This is a genomic window from Pseudomonas sp. P1.8, from assembly GCF_001269805.1.
In the GTDB taxonomy this organism is placed as follows: Bacteria; Pseudomonadota; Gammaproteobacteria; order Pseudomonadales; family Pseudomonadaceae; genus Aquipseudomonas.
Genome location: NZ_LHVM01000013.1, coordinates 39,433 through 59,366, shown reverse-complemented (window position 1 = coordinate 59,366; position 19,934 = coordinate 39,433). Strand labels below are relative to the sequence as shown.

The window sequence follows — 19,934 nt, the reverse complement described above, 5'->3', positions numbered from 1 at the left end:
ACACGTTCTGCGGCTGGCCTCGCCCCCCTGTAGGAGCCAGCTTGCTGGCGATGGAGTGCCAGCTCAATTGATGGTGACTGGCTCGCCATCGCCAGCAAGCCGGCTCCTACAAGGTTCTTGTTTCAGCGTAGGAGGTACGGAATTTCGACTTTCACAGCGCCCGTCGGGCAGTCTTTTTCACAGGGCATGCAGTACCAGCATTCATCAAATGCCATGTAGGCCTTTTGTGTGGCCGGATTGATTGCCAACAGGTCCATCGGGCAGACATCGACGCAAACGGTGCAGCCTTTGTGGGCGATGCATTTGTCCTCGTCGACGGTGACGGGGGCGTTGGAGCGGAAGAAGATTTCCTGGGGTTGATAGGCCATTTCACGGTCTCTCTTTTGTGTGAGGCTCAGGCTGCATCCGCACGGACTCGCAGTCGGTCGTAGATCTGCATTTCTTCGGCGTCCAGCGCAATGATGTAAGGCTCCACGGCTTTCTTGAAACTGGTCATCAGGCCGTTTTCATCTTTCTTCAGATGGCAATGGCAGAACCACTCGTTATCGTCGCGTTGCGGGTGATCGACCCGATAGTGATACAGACCCCAACGACTTTCAGCGCGGAACAGCGATGCCCGGGCGGCCATTTCGGCGCAGTCGCGAATCATGCTGACTTCCATGGCACGCATCAGTTCATGGGCGTTGTGGGCCTTGATCTGGTCGAGGTCACGCTGGATATCGCTGAAGCGTTGCAGGCCGATCTGCATCTTCTTGGTCACTTTCGGCGGTTGCAGGTAGTCATTGACGAAGCGCCGCAGCTTGTACTCGACTTGGGCCGGTGGCAGGCCGTGTTCGCGGTCAAGCGGTGCGTAGACCCGTTGCTTTTCGACTTCGATCTGCTGGGCATCCAGCGCAGAAAACTCGCGTCCAGCGACAAATTCCGCCGCGTTGTTGCCGGCGAACCAACCGTAGGTAAACGCACCCAACATGTAGTTGTGCGGTACGGCGGCCATGTCGCCCGCCGAGTACAAGCCCTTGACCGAGGTCTCGGCCTTCTCGTTGACCCACACACCGGAGGCCGAGTGACCGCTGCAAAAGCCGATCTCGGAAATGTGCATCTCGACCATCTGCGTGCGGTAGTCGGTGCCGCGATTGGCGTGGAACTGACCGCGACTCGGGCGCTCGTTGCTGTGCAAAATCTCTTCGATGTTCTGGATGGTCTCCTCGGCCAAGTGATCGAGCTTGAGGAACACCGGACCATTGCCGCTTTCGAGTTCCTGGTGGAACTCCCACATCATCTGCCCGCTCCAGTAGTCGCACTCGATGAAACGTTCGCCCTTGTTGTTGGCGGTGTAGCCGCCCAGAGGGCCGGTGACGTAGGCGCAGGCGGGACCGTTGTAGTCCTTGATCAGCGGGTTGATCTGGAAGCATTCCAGGTTCGCCAGTTCAGCCCCGGCGTGATAGGCCATGGCGTAACCGTCGCCGGCATTGGTCGGGTTTTCGTAGGTGCCCATCAGGTAGCCCGAGGATGGCAAGCCCAGACGTCCGGCGGCACCGCAAGCGAGAATCACTGCCTTGGCCTTGATCACGTGGAAGTCCGCCGTGCGGCAATCGAAACCCATCACGCCGTTGACGGTGCCCTCTTCATCCTTCAGCAAACGGGTGCACACGACGCGATTGGTAATGCTGACCCGTGCCCGTTTCAACTGGCGATACAGGACTTTCTTGATGTCATGCCCTTCCGGCATCGGCAACACGTAGGCGCCCATGTGGTGGACCTTTTTCACCGCGTAGTCGCCGGTCTCGTCCTTCTCGAACTTCACGCCCCAGCGGTCCAGTTGCTCGATCGTTTCGAAGCTATGGGTCGCGTAGGCGTACACCGCGGCCTGATTGACGATGCCGTCGTTGGCGATGGTGATTTCCTTGGTGTACTGCTCCGGCGTCGAGTGGCCGGGGATGATGGCGTTGTTCAGCCCGTCCATGCCCATGCTGATCGCGCCGCTGCGCTTGACGTTGGCCTTGTCGATCAACAACACCCGCAGGTCGCGGTTGCGTTCTTTGGCCTTGATCGCCGCCATCGGCCCGGCGGTGCCACCGCCGATCACGACGATGTCGTATTCCTGCTCAAGCGTGTTTCGAGTCATGCCTGATCCCCTTTTTGCCGGTCGATCCGCAGGCGGTACTGGAACGCATCGCCACGGTAGTAAAGATGTTCAAAATCCAGCGGCTGGCCATTGGCGTCGTGGGTCAGGCGTTCGATGCGCATGATCGGCGAGCCGGGTTCGACATTCAGCGCCTGGGTCAGGTCGCTGTCGGCCAGGACCGCGTCGATGGCCAGATCGGCATGTCCCAGGGCGAGGCCGCAGTCGTTTTCCAGAATCAGGAAAATGTCGCGGGTGACCAGATCAGCCTTCTCCAGGCGTTCGCCGATGGCTTTGGGCAGGTAGGTGATTTCCAGCGAAATCGGCTCGCGGTTGATCAGCCGCACCCGTTTGATCTGCGCAACGGTTTCGCCTTCAGCCACCTGCAGTCGCTCGGCGACCAGTTTGTCGGCGGCAATGAACTTGAAGCTGCGCAGGCGGTTGATCACCTCGTAGCCGCGACCGGTCATGGACTCGGCGAGCCCTTGCAGGGTGCTGACGTTCTGGAAGGTTTTCGGCTTGGCGACGAAGGTGCCCTTGCCGTGGATCTTGAAGATCAGCCCTTCCTTTTGCAGATCGCCAAGCGCTTGGCGCACGGTGATGCGGCTGACCTTGAACAACGCACCGAGTTCGCTCTCGGACGGCATCTGACTGTCTTGCGGATATTGGCCGTCGAGGATGCGGGCACGCAGCACGTCGCGAAGCTGGGTGTGCAGCGGGACACTGCTCAGGGATAGAACGTTATCGGTCATGAAGATCACTTGTTATAACGAGTTATGACGTGATCTTAGAGACGTTATGACAAGCTTGAGAAATACCGAATGAGCATAAGGTTAGATTCGAGCGACCGGACCTGCAGGAGCCGGCTTGCCGGCGAAGGCGGCCTTGAGCTTTGCATCAATTTCGCCGGCCTCTTCGCTGGCAAGCCAGCTCCTACGAAGAGCAGGATTCTCCTGATCGCCAGATACCCTGTAGGCGCCGGCTTGCCGGCGAAGGCGGCCTTGAGTTTTGCGCTTGCTCACGGACGGACAAGACGGTATCTACAGTGAATCGCACACATGCAGGAGCTGCCGAAGGTTGCGACCTTTTGCTTTTACTCAGCCGATGCGCAGTGCACGCAAATCGAGACGACCATCCTTGATCGGCGGGCACCAGTAGTAGTCACCGGTGATCGGCCGGCTGATGCGATACAAACCATCCGTAATCCCGTCCTCCAGACCGCTCATGCGTCGCAGCTGGACTTCAAAGGCGTCGAGGGAGAAACCGAACGCCAGGAACATCAGGCCGGCACGGTCACCTTCGATCCACGGCATCGAGCGGCGCACTACAAACGCCTCGGGGGCGAAGCTTTCCTGGGCGGTGCGTTTGACGTGGGCGGACACAGGCGCGTCATCGATCTCTTCGTTGTCGCTCAAGCGGCGACCCATGATGTTGTCCTTGTCCTCGGACGACATCGCATGAAAACCCTTGAGGTCATGCTGCCACTGCTGGATCGCGGCGAAGCTGCCGCCGACCGTGCCGTCCGGGCCCTCACCCACCAATGCGGCGGCGACGGCGGCTTCGTCGTGGGGGTTTTCGGTGCCGTCTTCGTAGCCGGTCAGGTCATGGCCGCTCATGTGGCGAAAGGTTTCGTTCATCTGCACCAGGCGCAGGGCCGGTGCCAATGCGGCTTCGATGGTGTTGCTGCGGTTGAGCAACTCGCCACGGTCATCACCGTGCAACCAACACCACAGAGCGTGTTGAGTCGACGGGTTGTCGACGCCGACTCCGGTCAATGCCGGGAAGGCGCGCAGGCCATCGATGTGGCCGTCCAGGGCCTTGACCAGAGATTCGCCAAAGCCGATCACCGCCGACTTGCCGTCCACCAGACCTTGCAGTGTGTCCAGCGCGGCCGGCAGTGCAGCGGCCGATACCAGGGCGAAGAACATATGGCGGGCTTGAGGCGGAACAGGGGTGGCGAGGATGCCCGGCTGGTAGTAACTCATATGAACTCCTTTTGAAAGAGCGCGAAGTTTACCCCCGGCACCGTCCCTTGTGTGCTCTCAGGTCAAAAGAACCGATTTCACCCCATAGCGATTGCGGTCTACGCTTGAAGCAAAAGATCCAGGCACTCAACCCCTCTACTCTGCCCATCAGCGCTCAATGGCCTTAATACAAACCGCCATTGAGGCGTATAACCTTTGAAGTGAATTTGAACGGCAGTCGCCAGCGCATGGCTGACACCACCTACGGGGTAGCGACATGACCACAGCACCGATTCTTGGCAATTTGTTTCCCGACGCCGGCAGCATCCCGGAAAAATACCGTCTCGACGGCGCGACCGAGCAGCGTGAATACCTGGTCGACGGCACGCTGGAAATCTGGCCCGGCCCGCTCGCTCAGGTCCGCAGCCCGGTCTATCTGAGCGGCCCGAATGGCGATGAACAAGTCATTCTCGGCAGCACACCCTTGCTGGATGCCGAGACCGCATTGACCGCGCTCGACGCCGCCGTCCGAGCCTACGATCGAGGCCAGGGCCTTTGGCCGACCATGCGCGTGGCTGAACGCATCCAGCACGTCGAAACCTTCCTCGCGCGCATGCGTGAACAGCGTGAAGCCGTGGTCAAGTTGCTGATGTGGGAAATCGGCAAGAACCTCAAGGACTCGGAAAAAGAGTTCGACCGCACCTGCGATTACATCGTCGACACCATCAACGCGTTGAAGGAACTCGACCGCCGCTCCAGTCGTTTCGAACTGGAACAGGACACCCTCGGCCAGATCCGTCGAGTTCCCCTTGGCGTAGCCCTGTGCATGGGACCGTACAATTATCCGCTGAACGAAACCTTCACCACGCTGATCCCGGCATTGATCATGGGCAACACCGTGGTGTTCAAACCGGCCAAACTCGGGGTATTGCTGATCCGGCCACTGCTGGAAGCCTTCCGCGACAGCTTCCCGGCCGGGGTGATCAACGTCATTTACGGCAGCGGCCGCGAGACCGTCAGTGCTCTGATGGCCAGTGGAAAAATCGATATCTTCGCTTTTATCGGCACCAACAAAGCTGCCAGTGACCTTAAAAAACTTCACCCGAAACCGCACCGCCTGCGTGCGGCCCTGGGTCTGGATGCAAAAAACCCTGGCATCGTCCTGCCCCAGGTGGATCTGGACAACGCGGTCAGTGAAGCGGTCACCGGCTCGTTGTCGTTCAACGGTCAGCGTTGCACCGCGTTGAAAATCCTTTTCGTCCACGAAGACGTTGTCGAGGCCTTCATCGACAAATTCAACGCCAGACTCGCCTCGCTGAAACCCGGCATGCCATGGGAAAACGGTGTAGCGCTGACACCGCTTCCGGAGTCGGGCAAGGTCGATTACCTGCATTCATTGGTAGCGGATGCCGAGGCCAAAGGCGCCAGGGTGGTCAACCCCAATGGGGGTGAAGCCCGTGCTTCGTTTTTCTACCCGGCGGTCCTTTACCCGGTCACGCCACAGATGCGTGTCTATCAGGAGGAGCAGTTCGGCCCGGTGGTACCCATTGTGCCTTACCGCCATCTGGACACGGTGATCGATTACGTCCTGGAATCGGACTTCGGCCAGCAGTTGAGCATCTTCGGCACCAACCCGGTGGCCGTTGGGCGACTGGTCGATACCTTCGCCAACCAGGTCGGCCGGATCAACCTCAATGCCCAATGCCAGCGCGGCCCCGACACTTACCCATTCAATGGCCGCAAGAACTCCGCCGAGGGCACACTGTCGGTACATGACGCACTGCGGGTGTTTTCAATCCGCACGTTGGTCGCGACCAAATTCCAGGAGACCAACAAGGACCTGATCAGCGAGATCATCAGCGGCCGCCGTTCAAGTTTCCTGACCACCGATTACATTTTCTGAGGAGACCGGGTCTGACTACATCGACAAGCCATCGACTGCCGCTGTGGATGCGACGGTTACTGCGCCCGCTGCTCGATCCCTATCAGCGCTATCGCCATGCGCGTGTGATCCACGCGGTGCGGGTGGCACTGGGATTGCTGGCGACGATCCTGCTGACCACCGGGATCAACCTGCCCCATGGCGAATGGGCGTCGGTGACGATGCTGGTGGTGATCGGCGGCTTGCAGCACCACGGCAATATTGGTAAAAAAGCCGCCGAGCGCGCCACCGGTACGTTGATTGGCGCGGCGGTCGGACTTCTGCTCGTGCTGCAACAGGCCTGGCTCGGGATGCCGTGGCTGACCTATTTCGCGATGTCGGTGGTGTGCGGGTTCTTTTCCTATCACGCCATCGGCAAGGGCGGATATACCGCGCTGCTGTCGGCCATTACCGTGTTCATCGTCGCCGGGCATGGCGACAATCCGATCACCGATGGTTTGTGGCGTGGGGTGGACATCCTGATCGGCATCGCCCTGGCCCTGGCATTCTCCTTCGCCCTGCCCCTCTACGCAGTCTATTCCTGGCGCTACAACCTGGCCGATGCCTTGCGCGACTGTGCGAAAGTCTACGGGCGCATCATCGACGGCCAGCCCATCACCGCCGACGAACACCTCAAACTGATGAATCGCCTCAATAGCGTGATGGTGCAACTGCGTTCGTTGATGCCGTCGGTGTCCAAGGAAGTGAAGATTTCAATGACCGAACTGGACGCCATCCAGCGCAACCTGCGTATGTGCGTCAGCACTCTGGAAATCCTCGGCAATACCAGACCGGACTCCAATGACCCCGAAGCGATGACTCATCTTCAATCGGCTTTGAAAGCCGAGCATCGTCAGATTCGCGTACAACTGATTGGCATGGCCCGGGCACTGAAGTCCGGTTTATCCCTGCGCCTCAGTCGACCTGTGGAATTGCCCGCGGTCAGCCTGGATGCGCCGGTCTATAACGCGCTGGACGGCTACCGGTTATTGACCCAGCAACTGGCCGCCAACATCGGTGAGATGCGCCAGCGCCTGGCGAAAAGCGCGACGCGCTGGAGCATCTGACGCTACCGGTGCGGTTTACTGCGTGACTGTCCGGCGAAACTTCAGGTTCCAGCCCTGTTGCATACCGGCAGCGGCCAACAGAATCGCTGCAACACCTATCCATTGCAGCGGCTCCAAGCGATGACCGAAGGCGAACCAGTCGACGAAAATCGCCGCAATCGGATAGATAAACGATAACGCCCCGGTCAACGCGGTCGGCAGTTTTTGAATCGCGCCATAAAGCAATACGTACATCACGCCGGTGTGCACAATGCCCAGGGTCAGCAGACTGGCCCAGGCGCTGGGGGCTTGCGGCAGCGCCGAGAAGTGCGCGAACGGTGCGAGCAGCAACACGCCCGTGCCGACCTGGATCAGTGCGATCAGGTGCGGCGGCGTACCGGTCAGGCGTTTGATAATCAACGCAGCAATCGCGTAGAGGAACGCCGCTCCCAACGCCAGAATGATGCCCAGCAAGTATTCGCTGCCACCCTCCCCTTGCCCGCCATGGGCGCTGACAATCGCCAACATGCCGAGGAACGAAACACCCAGCCAGACCAGTTTCTGCACGGTTATCTTCTCGTTGAGAAACAACGCGGCCAGTCCTACCAACATGAACGGTTGCACGTTGTAAACCGCAGTGCCGATGGCAATCGAAGCGCGGGAATAGGAGGCGAACAACAGCACCCAGTTACCGACAATCGCCACCCCGCTGAGTACCGCCAGCAGAAACGTGGTGCGGGTCAGAATGCCGGGGCGCAGAAAGCCGAATGCCGCGCAAATCAACAACAACGTGCCAGCGCCAAACAGGCAACGCCAGAACACCACGTCAAGCACCGGTTGACCGGATACCAGCACAAACCAGCCGATGGTTCCGGAGATCAGCATGGCGGCCGTCATTTCAAACGAACCGCGGCGTAGGGTTTTGTCCATCATCAGGCTCCTCTGTTTGTGGACAAAGTATGCCAACCGTCCGAGGGGCATCTCCAGAGCAAAAATAAGGCTAAACTCGGCATCTGCCTTTTTTGCAAAGGCAATATTGAAAAAATGCCTAATAGAGGTTTCAGCATGACCGATGACATCGACCAGGTACTGATCACGGCCCTGATGGAAGACTCGCGGCGTTCACTCAAGGCGCTGGCCCAGATCAGCGGCCTGTCTTCGCCCAGTGTTGCCGAGCGCCTGCGCCGCCTGGAAGAGCGTGGTGTGCTCAAAGGCTACACCGTTGAAATCGACCCGAAATGCTTCGGCTATCAACTCCAGGCCATTGTGCGTATTCGCCCGCTTCCTGGCCAACTGCAGGAAGTCGAACGGCAGATCATGGCCATTCCCGAGTTCACCGAGTGCGACAAGGTGACCGGCGACGACTGCTTCATAGCGCGTCTGCACGTTCGCTCAATGGAACAACTCGATACCCTGCTCGACCGCCTCAATACCCACGCCGAAACCAATACCGCGATCGTCAAGAAAACACCGGTCAAACGCCGATTGCCACCGATGGCCTGAAATTTCACCCAATCAGCGGCAAGAAAAAACCCGCCGAAGCGGGTTTTTTCATTCAAGGCTGACGATCAATCATCGCGACCCATGATGCCGAATAGCTGCAACAGGCTGACAAACAGGTTGTAGATCGATACATACAGGCTGATGGTCGCCATGATGTAGTTACGCTCGCCACCATGAATGATGGCGCTGGTCTGGAACAGGATGCAAACAGAGGAGAACAGCACGAAGCCCGCGCTGATCGCCAGTTGCAGGCCGCTGATCTGGAAGAAGAAGCTCGCCAGCGTCGCACCCAGCAGTACAAAGAAGCCTGCCGTAATGAAACCACCGAGGAAGCTCATGTCCTTGCGAGAGATCAATACGTAGGCCGACAGACCACCGAACACCAGCGCTGTCATCGCGAACGCCGAGCTGACGACTTCAGCGCCACCCTGCATGCCCAGATAACGGTTGAGGATTGGGCCGAGCAGGAAACCCATGAAACCGGTCAGGGCAAATGCCGACACCAGGCCCCAGGCGGAATCGCGGAGTTTGTTGGTGAGGAAGAAAAGACCGTAAAAGCCGATCAGCACCACGAAAATATTCGGGTAGCCAACACGCATCTGCTGGGCAACGTAGGCCATCACACCGCTGAAAGCCAGGGTCAGGGCGAGCAAGCCATATGTGTTACGCAGGACGCGGCTAACCTCTAGCTGCTCAGCCTGCACGCTGTTATTAACTGCGTAATCCTGTTCGCGCATGGCGACACTCCTGTTGGTTTGAAACGTTCAGTCGCAAAGATCATAACAGACACCCTGAAACTAGCCATGCAGAGAGTTTGACAGTGTGTTTCATTCAGGTATTATGGCGCCCGCAACGCAACGGAGGTGTGGCCGAGTGGTTTAAGGCAACGGTCTTGAAAACCGTCGACTGTAACAGGTCCATGAGTTCGAATCCCATCGCCTCCGCCATATTTGTACCGACAAAGCCCTGATTATTCAGGGCTTTGTCGTTTCTGGGGTTTGATTTCGGAATGCAGTGCTGATGCAATCGTTTCGGCATCTTTTCGCCTATTTCCGCAACTCGGCCTCCGAAATCACATGAAGCATCTGCCTTCGCCTCCCTGGTACCCCACCGACCTCATACTACCCAGTTACGCTGACCTCATTACCGAGGATTTGCGATGCCAAATTCTGACCTGCCCCCCGTCCTTGACGTACAAGCTCAACGAAAACCAGCTTGCCTTGGAAGCCGCCGTCATGGAGCTGTCCAGCTACGTCGAGCAGCGCGGATCGGAGGACATTGCCGACAACGCTCACGGCGCCCTAGCAGCCATCGATAAGAATGAAGAGTTCATCGAAATGACGCTCACGGTGATGATGGCGCCGGAGTGAATATAATTAATTGCTACGCCAGGCGTCTTAGCACCCATGCTGGGAACTCTGTTAATCAAGATATTTGATTACGGCAAACTTTGAGCTGGCACGGTCGCCATGTCGATTTGACTCACCATTCCAGATCACTGCATCACCTCCAGCCTCCTTGGCTTTTTGAGCAACCGCCCCCTTCAAGCCGTTCATGGTGATTGGATTGTCTACGCGGACATCGTTGATAACGCCGAGTATCTTGAATTTTCGCAGTGGCTCACCACTCGTCCAAAAATCGATGCCATCGATGGTCTCCTTTGCACCACCCTGCCCTTCAAATGCTCCATTTTTCGCTTCGTATGGCTGAAAGGTTGTATCCGCATAAAGGGCACATCCAGAGAGCAATGTTGTAGCGAGTATCGCTGAGGGGAATAGTTGACCACTACAAATTGTTTTTTTCAGATCGGAGTGAAGATTACAAAAAGTGTGCCGATTAGTGGTTTGAGCAAGCTGCACAACAATCGTGCAGCACTCAAAAGCGGAGTCTTCATGAACACCATCTTTATCGTTTTGGTCTTTACGATTGCTTGGTTCGCCATTGGGTTTTCGATGCCGCGCGCCAAGCGCGGCATCCCAAACGCCGTTTGCGCGGTCCTTTTCGGCTGCAGCATGATCACCATTGCTTTTAATCAGCTCAGTTCCTGACTTGGCCTGAACTGAGCGGAGCTGAGCAGGCCGGGGGATTGTCCCCGGCCTGCCAGCACCTCCAAGCGCCCTGCCGAAGGACACTCGCAACGGTCAACCCAGGATAGACGCGACGTTTAATTATGACGTCAACACGCGGATAGGCGGGAGATCAGCCCTTGAATGCAAGGGCCCAGCCCAAAAGGAAAAACTCCCGTCACTCTAAACACCCTATTACGGAATAAAAGAAAATAACTCCCAGTTTTTAGCCTCAATTCTATTGCAGACAACAGCCCCATTTGGCCGGGAAGACAAAAAGCTCTCGCCACAACGCAAAGCAAAACGATTCGACTTTTTTCGACCAACTATAAAGGAGTCGCCAACAATATCTTCTTGCCCTCCACCAACAGGAAGAACTTCAGAGTTCGAAATTGAGATCCTGCTTGAATAAGCCGATAGCAAAAATAGATCCTTACCAACCTCCGCGTAAAGAGCCACCTTGCCATCTTCATTTTTCATAATCACAGGCCACAATTCATCTGCCGGCTCCAGCTTACGCTCAGAACCAAGCGAGACACACTTATTGGAACGGCTATCAAAATAGATATATCGACCATAATAATCGAATACACCTGGTTTTTTTGTCTTTTCCTGTTCGACCTTGATTGCCGAGTCAATCATACTGGAAACCATGTTCATCAAACGATTTGAGCATGCTGAAGCAGAAGATTCGATCGAACTCATATCAAATTTTTTATCCTGATTCGGGCGCAAAAAAACCGCGTGTGATATTTGCAACTCAGTAGCAGGTTGACCATCACGCTTTTTCTTGAACATCACTGGCGTATAACATTCACCAGCAAAATGTTCTCTAACCAGTATTTTTGAGATTACCCTTCCATTCGGAACCGGAACAAAAACTTTCATAATCCGATCATCCACACCACCAAAAAGATTGATATGAAAAACCTCTTTTAAGTCTGCATCCAACAAAGAAGCCACGGCGTTGGTACCACGGAAATTTAAATAAAACCCCACGCACATTCCTGGCTCATTAAAATCAAGAGACTCACCATTCACAAGCAGTGCAAAAGACTCTTTCAGCAAACTATTGCTTCTCTCCACGACATTTAAACCAGCGCCAATCATCGAGGAAGCACGCCACACAGAATACCCGTCTCGATAGCACTTTCCAGAGAGTTCGCCAACGACGGGCAACTGCAACAAACAACGCCCTATTAAACCACCTATAAAAAACATATGTTGTGGGAGTGGGTGCGAAGGATGAGTATCATAAAGATCAACAACCCCACTCCGACGAACAAAAAAGACTGAATAAGCAAGCATCAGCTGCCTGACATCAATAAATTCAGCGCCACACGACGCTGCCAAGGATCTTCTTAATGAATAAATCCGAGATTCTTGCTTGAAGTACTTCTTATTACAGACACCTAAAATAACTAGACGCGACTCTGCTGATATAGTGGAAAACAGCTCATACAGAATCCCTGTAGAGAACTCAACCTCACTGTATCCTTGAGTTGTATATTGATAAACCTCATCATTTGGCACGCTATCAAAGAACACATAATCATACTGAGAGAAATCAGTATGAAGCAAAGCGGCAAACTGGATTCCAGGTGACGCTCCAACCGACAAATTTGTTATCGTGCAACCAGGTGTGGACGATCTAAATCCATCAACCCACCCGCCCTTTATCAATGAGTTAGATGTCCCTAGAATCAATATATTCAGACTCACTTTCACTTCCTTGCAATAGAGCTTACAAAGCTAAAAAAAACCAAGTCATACATCATAAAATGAAACCTTCCCACACTCAACACATGGCTGAATTCCCATCCATTCTAACTGCGGCGAAAACTATTGGAGATGTCCCTGAAAAATACGGTACAGAGTCATCAGCTCCCCAATAAATGTCATTGATCTCTTCATCGAGCACGGCTTAAAAGGCTAGATTGCAGCGCTCCGGGTTCTGGCGAACGCACTCGTGCCAAGCCAGCGCCACAGGTTTTCCGCATCCTGCACTGCGCCATCTACACGCAGGTCTCGCGACTGAAGAACATCACTCGGTGTGCGGTCCCCAGTCCACACCTCAGTCAACGCGCGCACGCTAGAATCCACGACGAGCGTCAGTTCGCGTCCAGGGTCGTCGCGGCATAGATCTGCTACACCCTGTTCAACCACAAGCCACCACTCTTGCTCGCCAGATCGAGCGTCGCGGAACTTAAAGTGAATGACCACCGGCCGGGACGGAAACTTCTCGATGCACGCAAACCGGCGCACGTCCCACATGAGCAGGCCCGCGTCGAGTTCGTCATCGCGAAGGCGACTGCCTATCCAACGCGCGCCCCAATGCCCTAGCGCCATAATGATGGGGCGCAAATCCTCGCCCGCCTCGGTCAGGCTGTACTCCCAGACTTTGCCTGCGGCCGTGCGATGAACGACACCGATATCTTCCAGATGGCGCAGCCGCTGTGCCAGCAAGCTGGTGGACATCCGCGGTACGCCGCGGTGCAGTTCATTGAAACGCTTGCTTCCGCACAGCAATTCGCGCACGACCAACGGTGTCCAGCGCTCACACAGCGCTTCAGCACCGCGCGCGACCGTGCAGAACTGACCGTAGCTTTCATCCATCGCCTGTACTCCGCAACTACAACGCTTCAGATTCTGAACTAGCCTCGCGAATTCCCCAGGCGCACGCTTGAACCTTCCAAAGCCAACCACCACAGGGGAACGTCATGACCAAAATAGCCATCATTCAGCGCCCGCCCGTGCTGCTCGATCGCAGTGCGACGATCGTCCGAGCCGTACAATCGGTCGCTGAAGCTGCGGCGGCCGGAGCCTCGCTGATTGTTTTACCCGAATCGTTCATTCCAGGTTATCCGTCGTGGATCTGGCGGCTGGCGGCAGGAAAGGACGGGGCTTTAATGGGCCAGTTGCACACGCGGCTGCTGACCAACGCCGTTGATATCGCCAACGGTGACCTGAGCCAATTGTGCGAGGCCGCCAGAGCTCACGCCGTGACGATCGTGTGCGGCATCAATGAATGCGACCGTCGCAATGGAGGCGGCACCCTCTACAACAGCGTAGTCGTTATCGGAACGAGCGGCGAAGTGCTCAACCGACACCGTAAGCTGATGCCAACGAATCCCGAGCGTATGGTGCATGGCTTCGGTGATGCGTCCGGCTTGCGTACGGTCGATACAGCGGTCGGCCGCGTTGGTGCGCTCATCTGCTGGGAAAACTACATGCCTCTGGCGCGCTATGCGTTGTATGCCCAAGGGGTGGAAATCTACATCGCCCCCACGTACGACACTGGCGAGGGCTGGATCAGCACGATGCGTCACATTGCACTCGAAGGCAGATGTTTTGTGCTCGGCAGTGGCACTTCGCTGCGCGGCAGCGACATACCCGATGACTTTCCGGCGCGTACACAACTGTTTCCCGATCCGGACGAGTGGATCAACGACGGCGACTCGGTGGTGGTCAATCCTCAAGGCCGACTCGTGGCCGGTCCATTACACCGGGAGGCAGGCATTCTGTATGCGGACATCGACGTCTCACTCGTGGCGCCAGCGCGGCGGGCACTCGACGTCACCGGGCACTATGCGCGCCCTGACATTTTCGAACTGCAGGTTCGGCGCACGCCAGCGACAGCGGTGCGCTACATCGACGGGTGAAGCCACCAGGCAACTTTGAGGCGATCCACTGCATCAGCAGCGGTATCACCTGACAACTTATCAAGGAGTCATTCCATGAGCATTCAAAGGTCTTACAAAGGCAGTTGTTTTTGCGGCGCAGTCGAATTCATCGTCAGCGGTGAACCCGCCGCAATGGGCTATTGCCATTGCGAGTCATGTCGGCATTGGTCAGCAGGACCGGTCAATGCCTTCACGCTATGGAAACCCGAGGCGCTGCACATAACTCGGGGGGCTGACAACATCGGCACCTACAACAAGACAACGCAGAGTTACCGAAAATGGTGCAAGAGTTGCGGCGGGCACATCTTCACCGAACACCCAGGGATGGGACTCATCGACGTGTATGCCGCTGTCATCCCGGATCTCGCTTATACGCCAGGCGTTCACGTCCACTATCAGGAGACCGTGTTACGCATCAAAGATGGATTGCCCAAGCTGAAGGATGTCCCCAACGATTTAGGGGGATCGGGCGTCAGCATCGACGAATAGCGCTAGCAGGGTGCGTGATCCCACCGTGACGGACCGCAATGGGTCGGTTGTCGAAGCGCAATGCTGCGGAAAATCGCGAGACTCGTTTCCGCAAGTAAAGTGACGACCTTGATATCAGCGTCCTACAGAGCAGTAAAAAATTCATCCTCGGAAATGAATTTTATCTAACCTATTATATAAAGTTTAATTTTACAGTCTGTAAAAACCTAATTGTAACAGGTCCATGAGTTCGAATCCCATCGCCCCGATCTATATACGACAAAGCCCTGATTGTTCAGGATTTTGTCGTATCAAGGATTTGAGCGGTGAACCTCGGCGCGCTAGATGATCGGTTGCACAGCCTATCCGTATTGCCGGGTGTCGGAAAAAACGCTCCCAGGCTGACCAGGATCCAGATCCGCATGAGGTTAAGCGATGACCCGACCCAGACTATTCCTTCAATTGGAGGGGCGATATATACTCAGGACCAATGAAACCGGGGCTTTGCGCAGCGCGTTTGCCTACCTTGCGCTGCAAGCCTGGGTGGAATAATCCCAAGTGGCGGTGATAGACTCCTGCGCCCCTTACCCTCAGCAACGACTCAAAAGCAAAAACTACGAAGTTTTCGAGAAACGGTATTTACGATGTCAGATGTAAACCCAGAAAAAACCAATACACAAGAAGAAACAAATAACATAGTCATCTACGAAGATGAGGAAATAAAAGTAGTATTCTGGGATGGAAACGCTGAAAAAATAATAATTACTTTTGGCGACATAGGATCTCTAGCAAATGAAACGCGATACTTTGCAGACACTCCACTCAAGAAACTAGGCTTATCTACGATTGGTTTTATGGCTAAAAGAGCCAACTGATTCCCAAAACAGAACATGCTCTTGGCCGCAAAAAAAATACTTCCCATATTATCAAAATTTAAAAAAACCATCGCGTATGGTGGTTCAATGGGGGGTTACGCCGCCCTTAAGTATTCAAACCTGCTAAAAGCCGACTTCGTAGTTACATTGTGCCCCCAGTGGTCCATTGATCCATTGATCCATTGATCCATTGATCCATTGATCCATTGATCCATTGATCCATTGATCCATTGATCCATTGATCCATTGATCCATTGATCCATTGATCCATTGATCCAATCGAGTGCAATGGAAACAAAAATTGGTATGAGGCGTATTTTGAACCTGGCATGACGGGGATGGGTATCACTAAAGAAGACCTGGCCGGTAACATTTGCATTTTACGACCCGCGCCACTCGAAAGATTCATTTCACATGAGAAGCATCCAACAACTAGGACACAAAATAGAAGTCATTCATATTCCTCACAGCGGCCATCAGATAATACCAATTTTAGCAGGAACAAAACCGATCTCCGAGTTTATCACCATGGCAGAAACCGGAGACCTTGACGCATTACGAACAGCCGCAAATCGAACCAGAAGATCCAGCACCAAAAGAGCACAAATCGCATTTGAAATCTTCTATAAGGCATCCTTTATTAAGCGCAAAACTTATCAACAACCCTTCTTACCAAAGCAAACTCGACCCACAACTATTATCCAAAATCGACAACAACATCCTCTCAAGAATTGACACCCAGGAACACCTAGCAATTTCACTCACTGTCCTAGGGCGAATTATGGAGCGAAATCAATGTTCAATTCGCGAACACCTTTTGTCAAATTTATACCAAAGCATCGATCTAAATTCGTCATCCTGGATGATTAAAAGAATACAAACCCACCACAACACTTTTGTTTGTTACGATCTAGCCAGTTCCAAGTTGGCACATAGAACTGAATCCGAAATAAATTCACATTGCAAAATACTAAAATACGTTTTCCCTTTCAGGCTGAATTCCGAAGCAACTACCACCGCGATAATCATAGATGGAACCATTTACATCTGCACACTCGAAAAATCTGGAAACTTACAACTTAAAGCTGCTAACGACGAGCTACAGGATGTTGAAAATCGCATCATGATCACGAAAGAAGCCAAAAAGATCAGACTGAAGGTTTTTGGGAATTATGTCTGTGCGAATAGAAGAGGAGGGATAGAGTTTGACAGACCGTCGGCTAGTCACTGGGAAACGTTTAGAATTTCTCCTCAGTATCAGGCTTAACCTCTCCTGATTCCGAATCATGCGGACGCAGCCGGCCCTCTTTGTAAAGCAGTCGTGCGATACAAACCCCAACTTCTTCAGGATGGGGAACGGTTTACCGTGACATCTCTGGCGAGCAGTTCGATGACAGCAGTATTTCGTTGTCGGCCACTGACTGAGCATGAGGCACAATTAGAGGCTTTGAATATGCGCTTCATGAGCGCTTACAAAAAAAAGCCCGCGCTTGGCGGGCTAAATTGGGAATTTGGTGTACATCGTAGAATCTAATTAAGGCAAGAGACCACCTACAAAGTGAGACGGCTTTTTAAAGTTCTTAAGGGTATTCTCACCCGCGCGCGAGTGTTTTTCCAGATAAGACTGAACATCTTCAGCTGACAGCTTACTGAATTCTCTTAATTTGAGCAGCTGTATAAAATCCTGCAACTCTGGATACTTTGGAAAACCACCAAAATCCACGCCAGCAAGATATTTGCAACCTTGCTCCGTACTCGAAAGACGGCGGAACAAGTTAAATTTCATCATCTCGGCACTAGGCATTAAGCGAAGAACGCTTTTTAGCATGGCTTTACGTGTTGGGAAATCCCCATGAACCCATGTAAAACTATTGCCCGATTCGATTTCTGAAATTCTAATCTTGCTTAATGGCCCGGACAACCGCGTAATATTAATCGAAACACCAAACGACCCATCATGCAACTTAATGAGATTGCTTGATACAACCTCTAAAATATCATTGACAACAACCCTGACATCAGGACGGCTCGAATATTCACCCTTCAAATTCAACACAATAAAATCTTCATTAACGAAGACAATTCCTGCATCCAACACCGAGGTATTTTTAATCAGGCGCGGCGTAACATATTGATTTATTGATGCCGAATACTTCTTGAGATCTTCATTCCGACCGTCCAAACTGACATAGCGTTCGAATATTTCAAGATTTCTCAACTCTATTTCGCTGCGATCTGCGCGACCCAACGACTTCCTAACTTCCCACTCACCTCGAGACTTAGTGAAATAGTGGTGAATTCTTGCACCGCCAAAGTTGGGCTTATGCAAGTCTGTTGGTGCAATATTTGACCAGACTGCGGGCGAAAACTCATTATCTACGTACTCGCCACATCCGATATCTACGATATGAGTTCTGATATTGAAGGTATCACTAGGCCGGAATAAGCTTTTAACGCTGCGCGCACACTTCATCTGACAGTGATCAAATCGATTAACGACAAGATCGTCTTCCAGCTTTTCATGGCCAGACGCACCGAAAATCAGCCAAGGCACCGCAATAGCGGAGACGCTTGCATTAACTGCTACACCCTTGCTGATAAACCCCTTTACGTCACCGTCATCAACGCAAAGGAACTCATCAAGATCACACATCATTGCCCAGTCGAATTCACTAGCAAAACGCTCGAGAAAATCTGCATAAGCGCTACGCTGTGGGGCAACATCAGGAAGTCGGGGCCAAAAAATACGGGTGATTTCGCCCTCATTGTGCAGTCGAATCAGCGTTTCAGATGTGCCATCATCACTAACATTGTCATATACAAAAACCTTATCAAAACCAACCAGCTTTTGATAAGCGACCCACTCTAAAATATAAGGGTTCTCGTTCTTACAAATAGCGAAAACCGCCACCTTCAGATCTGACTTCCCCACGACCGCATCAAGCATTTGCACTCCCTCACATCACGCAAAAACCAACCATTCATTTTGCATGACAGTTTCGACTAGACAGAAAAGCTATCAGAACTTTGGAAAAGCCTTTAACAGACCATCTTTGCAAGCTCTAATATTACTGACGTGATCTTCACGAAATGCGTTTTCAGACGCACCTTGGGCGACCCATTGCTTGACGTCTACTTGCTTATCCAAACGCCCAACGGATGAGAAATAATCGTAGAACTTGAAGCGATTACCTCGATGAATCTCATTTGTATGCATCCACATATTTGGAATACCATACGAGTCCGCTATGATTAATCCATGCATGGCACTGGAAATAATAAACTCGCAAGAGTTCATCAACTCCAAAGTCTTCTTATAGTCTGGATTGCGGAAGTCAACCAGCACAGAATCCTTCAAATTTTCAAGCAAAAACAGAACGTTCTCATCCTCCATGTTTTTGTGATGAGGAATGATCCCATACTTATATTTTTTATGCTTCTTGAAGGGCAGTACATCAGAGATCAATAGACCTGGATCGCCTTTGGGCAGAGAGTCGGGAAGACCGACTACAGCAGCCGTAAAGTTACCCCTTACCGCACAGAACTCGACATTCTTATAGGCATACTTGCTTTTATAGTCCCAATGCGCCATTAGACCAGAGCCCCAAACATGCAGTTTTTTAGTCTGACCAGCGTTTTCCAGGGCTTTCCAAAGTACACTGCCGATCGCAACCAAGTCACAATTATTACGCTCTGCTCGGACCACCTCTTTCCCTGAGCAAGCTTCGATAATTACTTTGTTGATGTGATCACCAAGATTGATGTCGGTCCCGCTTTCTGGCTCCCACCAGTACGCAGTAATACGGCCCATAACTACTCTCCCTACTTGCTAAAGCCAGCCTCTTGCCCAAACCAACCGGCAATCCATTGACTACCACTAAAAAAAATGCTATATGAAATTCGCTTTACTGCGAAAATGGTCGTCTTTCTATCATCATCACGACGACTCGTCCAGAACGACTTCCAATCTGAAAGCTTTATCAGTCTTGCGTTACCATCCTAATTCACCACTTATCGAGAAACCGATGCGGGATCAGCAAGAGAAAGATTCGACGGACCGCGCTGCGCACTCCAGTCCATTCACGCCAGAGCAAGAGAAGCATGTGATCGAATTGATCCGTGCAGAGCATCCAAATCTGACTGTCAGAGTGGGAGATTTTTTGAAATCGTCTAGCGAGCAAGCTCGTTGATATCCATGAGAAGGTATACAAGCCCCTTTGCAATATAGCTGTTTTTACTGGCGCTCCCTGCATCCGTTCGCCCCCTACCCTCCGTCACCCCGATAC

At 53.2% G+C, this 19,934-nt stretch carries 18 protein-coding genes, 1 tRNA gene and 1 pseudogene; 9 read left to right on the top strand and 11 right to left on the bottom strand.

The genetic code is table 11. The features are described from left to right. Positions 1-122 precede the first annotated feature (122 nt). The 4 genes from AD668_RS11185 to AD668_RS11165 all read right to left on the bottom strand — a co-directional run bounded on the left by AD668_RS11185 (position 123) and on the right by AD668_RS11165 (position 4,107). Positions 123-368, bottom strand: coding sequence for a ferredoxin family protein (locus AD668_RS11185; protein ID WP_003180418.1), 246 nt, complete (start codon positions 366-368; stop codon positions 123-125). A 26-nt stretch (positions 369-394) separates the two neighbouring features. Then, positions 395-2,125 carry a fumarate reductase/succinate dehydrogenase flavoprotein subunit gene (locus AD668_RS11180; RefSeq protein ID WP_053158452.1) on the bottom strand — a complete coding sequence of 577 codons (1,731 nt, stop codon included), beginning with the start codon at positions 2,123-2,125 and terminating at the stop codon, positions 395-397. Beyond that, positions 2,122-2,874, bottom strand: coding sequence for a GntR family transcriptional regulator (locus AD668_RS11175; RefSeq protein WP_053158449.1), 753 nt, complete (start codon positions 2,872-2,874; stop codon positions 2,122-2,124). Before AD668_RS11175 ends, AD668_RS11180 begins: the two co-directional genes overlap by 4 nt. A gap of 345 nt (positions 2,875-3,219) precedes the next feature. Next, positions 3,220-4,107 (bottom strand): Dyp-type peroxidase, encoded by an 888-nt coding sequence (locus AD668_RS11165; RefSeq protein ID WP_053158443.1) that lies wholly within the window; start codon positions 4,105-4,107, stop codon positions 3,220-3,222. A gap of 256 nt (positions 4,108-4,363) precedes the next feature. On the opposite strand from AD668_RS11165, the gene AD668_RS11160 reads away from it, so the two are divergent. Beyond that, the gene (locus tag AD668_RS11160) at positions 4,364-5,989 is read left to right on the top strand and encodes an NADP-dependent glyceraldehyde-3-phosphate dehydrogenase (RefSeq protein WP_053158440.1); all 1,626 of its coding nucleotides are present in this window, start codon (positions 4,364-4,366) and stop codon (positions 5,987-5,989) included. A 47-nt stretch (positions 5,990-6,036) separates the two neighbouring features. Next, complete coding sequence (locus AD668_RS11155; protein WP_053158438.1) at positions 6,037-7,074, top strand: FUSC family protein; 1,038 nt, start codon at positions 6,037-6,039, stop codon at positions 7,072-7,074. 15 nt (positions 7,075-7,089) lie between these two features. On the opposite strand, the gene AD668_RS11150 is transcribed toward AD668_RS11155, so the two are convergent. Further along, a complete protein-coding gene (locus AD668_RS11150) occupies positions 7,090-7,983 on the bottom strand; it encodes a DMT family transporter (RefSeq protein ID WP_053158435.1) in 894 nt (297 codons plus the stop codon). Between the two features lie 135 nt (positions 7,984-8,118). On the opposite strand from AD668_RS11150, the gene AD668_RS11145 reads away from it, so the two are divergent. Beyond that, positions 8,119-8,556: an Lrp/AsnC family transcriptional regulator gene (locus AD668_RS11145; RefSeq protein WP_007987480.1), complete on the top strand. Its 438-nt coding sequence runs from the start codon at positions 8,119-8,121 to the stop codon at positions 8,554-8,556. 65 nt (positions 8,557-8,621) lie between these two features. Here the strand turns inward: AD668_RS11145 and AD668_RS11140 are convergent, their stop codons facing one another. Next, the gene (locus AD668_RS11140) at positions 8,622-9,293 is read right to left on the bottom strand and encodes a Bax inhibitor-1/YccA family protein (protein WP_053158434.1); all 672 of its coding nucleotides are present in this window, start codon (positions 9,291-9,293) and stop codon (positions 8,622-8,624) included. 122 nt (positions 9,294-9,415) lie between these two features. On the opposite strand from AD668_RS11140, the gene AD668_RS11135 reads away from it, so the two are divergent. Beyond that, positions 9,416-9,503: transfer RNA gene (locus tag AD668_RS11135), tRNA-Ser, on the top strand. A gap of 212 nt (positions 9,504-9,715) precedes the next feature. Beyond that, positions 9,716-9,926: pseudogene (locus AD668_RS11130) on the top strand (hypothetical protein). A 51-nt stretch (positions 9,927-9,977) separates the two neighbouring features. Here AD668_RS11130 and AD668_RS29475 read toward each other — a convergent pair. The 3 genes from AD668_RS29475 to AD668_RS11110 form a co-directional block, all read right to left on the bottom strand. Further along, the gene (locus AD668_RS29475) at positions 9,978-10,688 is read right to left on the bottom strand and encodes a hypothetical protein (protein WP_156322331.1); all 711 of its coding nucleotides are present in this window, start codon (positions 10,686-10,688) and stop codon (positions 9,978-9,980) included. A 129-nt stretch (positions 10,689-10,817) separates the two neighbouring features. Beyond that, positions 10,818-12,344, bottom strand: a complete 1,527-nt coding sequence (locus AD668_RS29470) for a hypothetical protein (protein WP_156322330.1) — start codon at positions 12,342-12,344, stop codon at positions 10,818-10,820. Positions 12,345-12,554: 210 nt separating this feature from the next. Further along, positions 12,555-13,238 carry a helix-turn-helix domain-containing protein gene (locus AD668_RS11110; RefSeq protein WP_053158426.1) on the bottom strand — a complete coding sequence of 228 codons (684 nt, stop codon included), beginning with the start codon at positions 13,236-13,238 and terminating at the stop codon, positions 12,555-12,557. Positions 13,239-13,342: 104 nt separating this feature from the next. On the opposite strand from AD668_RS11110, the gene AD668_RS11105 reads away from it, so the two are divergent. The 4 genes from AD668_RS11105 to AD668_RS29460 all read left to right on the top strand — a co-directional run bounded on the left by AD668_RS11105 (position 13,343) and on the right by AD668_RS29460 (position 16,383). Next, a complete protein-coding gene (locus AD668_RS11105; RefSeq protein WP_053158423.1) occupies positions 13,343-14,284 on the top strand; it encodes a carbon-nitrogen hydrolase family protein in 942 nt (313 codons plus the stop codon). A gap of 75 nt (positions 14,285-14,359) precedes the next feature. Beyond that, entirely contained in the window at positions 14,360-14,794 is a 435-nt protein-coding gene (locus AD668_RS11100; RefSeq protein WP_053158420.1) for a GFA family protein, read from the top strand. A gap of 623 nt (positions 14,795-15,417) precedes the next feature. Then, positions 15,418-15,648 (top strand): hypothetical protein, encoded by a 231-nt coding sequence (locus AD668_RS29465; protein ID WP_156322329.1) that lies wholly within the window; start codon positions 15,418-15,420, stop codon positions 15,646-15,648. A gap of 414 nt (positions 15,649-16,062) precedes the next feature. After that, complete coding sequence (locus AD668_RS29460) at positions 16,063-16,383, top strand: hypothetical protein (protein WP_156322328.1); 321 nt, start codon at positions 16,063-16,065, stop codon at positions 16,381-16,383. A gap of 799 nt (positions 16,384-17,182) precedes the next feature. Here the strand turns inward: AD668_RS29460 and AD668_RS11095 are convergent. Together AD668_RS11095 and AD668_RS11090 are read right to left on the bottom strand one after the other, a co-directional pair. Further along, positions 17,183-18,595: a glycosyltransferase family 2 protein gene (locus tag AD668_RS11095; protein ID WP_053158417.1), complete on the bottom strand. Its 1,413-nt coding sequence runs from the start codon at positions 18,593-18,595 to the stop codon at positions 17,183-17,185. 72 nt (positions 18,596-18,667) lie between these two features. Next, a complete protein-coding gene (locus AD668_RS11090; protein ID WP_053158414.1) occupies positions 18,668-19,459 on the bottom strand; it encodes a polysaccharide pyruvyl transferase family protein in 792 nt (263 codons plus the stop codon). Positions 19,460-19,934: the final 475 nt, after the last annotated feature.

Coding starts and splice junctions, on each gene's coding strand:
- AD668_RS11160 (WP_053158440.1), top strand. CDS start 4,364: ATGACCACAGCACCGATTCTTGGCAATTTGTTTCCCGACGCCGGCAGC.
- AD668_RS11185 (WP_003180418.1), bottom strand. CDS start 368: ATGGCCTATCAACCCCAGGAAATCTTCTTCCGCTCCAACGCCCCCGTC.
- AD668_RS11105 (WP_053158423.1), top strand. CDS start 13,343: ATGACCAAAATAGCCATCATTCAGCGCCCGCCCGTGCTGCTCGATCGC.
- AD668_RS11100 (WP_053158420.1), top strand. CDS start 14,360: ATGAGCATTCAAAGGTCTTACAAAGGCAGTTGTTTTTGCGGCGCAGTC.
- AD668_RS11165 (WP_053158443.1), bottom strand. CDS start 4,107: ATGAGTTACTACCAGCCGGGCATCCTCGCCACCCCTGTTCCGCCTCAA.
- AD668_RS11175 (WP_053158449.1), bottom strand. CDS start 2,874: ATGACCGATAACGTTCTATCCCTGAGCAGTGTCCCGCTGCACACCCAG.
- AD668_RS11110 (WP_053158426.1), bottom strand. CDS start 13,238: ATGGATGAAAGCTACGGTCAGTTCTGCACGGTCGCGCGCGGTGCTGAA.
- AD668_RS11095 (WP_053158417.1), bottom strand. CDS start 18,595: ATGCTTGATGCGGTCGTGGGGAAGTCAGATCTGAAGGTGGCGGTTTTC.
- AD668_RS11150 (WP_053158435.1), bottom strand. CDS start 7,983: ATGGACAAAACCCTACGCCGCGGTTCGTTTGAAATGACGGCCGCCATG.
- AD668_RS11090 (WP_053158414.1), bottom strand. CDS start 19,459: ATGGGCCGTATTACTGCGTACTGGTGGGAGCCAGAAAGCGGGACCGAC.
- AD668_RS29460 (WP_156322328.1), top strand. CDS start 16,063: ATGAGAAGCATCCAACAACTAGGACACAAAATAGAAGTCATTCATATT.
- AD668_RS11180 (WP_053158452.1), bottom strand. CDS start 2,125: ATGACTCGAAACACGCTTGAGCAGGAATACGACATCGTCGTGATCGGC.
- AD668_RS11145 (WP_007987480.1), top strand. CDS start 8,119: ATGACCGATGACATCGACCAGGTACTGATCACGGCCCTGATGGAAGAC.
- AD668_RS11140 (WP_053158434.1), bottom strand. CDS start 9,293: ATGCGCGAACAGGATTACGCAGTTAATAACAGCGTGCAGGCTGAGCAG.
- AD668_RS29465 (WP_156322329.1), top strand. CDS start 15,418: ATGTCAGATGTAAACCCAGAAAAAACCAATACACAAGAAGAAACAAAT.
- AD668_RS11155 (WP_053158438.1), top strand. CDS start 6,037: ATGCGACGGTTACTGCGCCCGCTGCTCGATCCCTATCAGCGCTATCGC.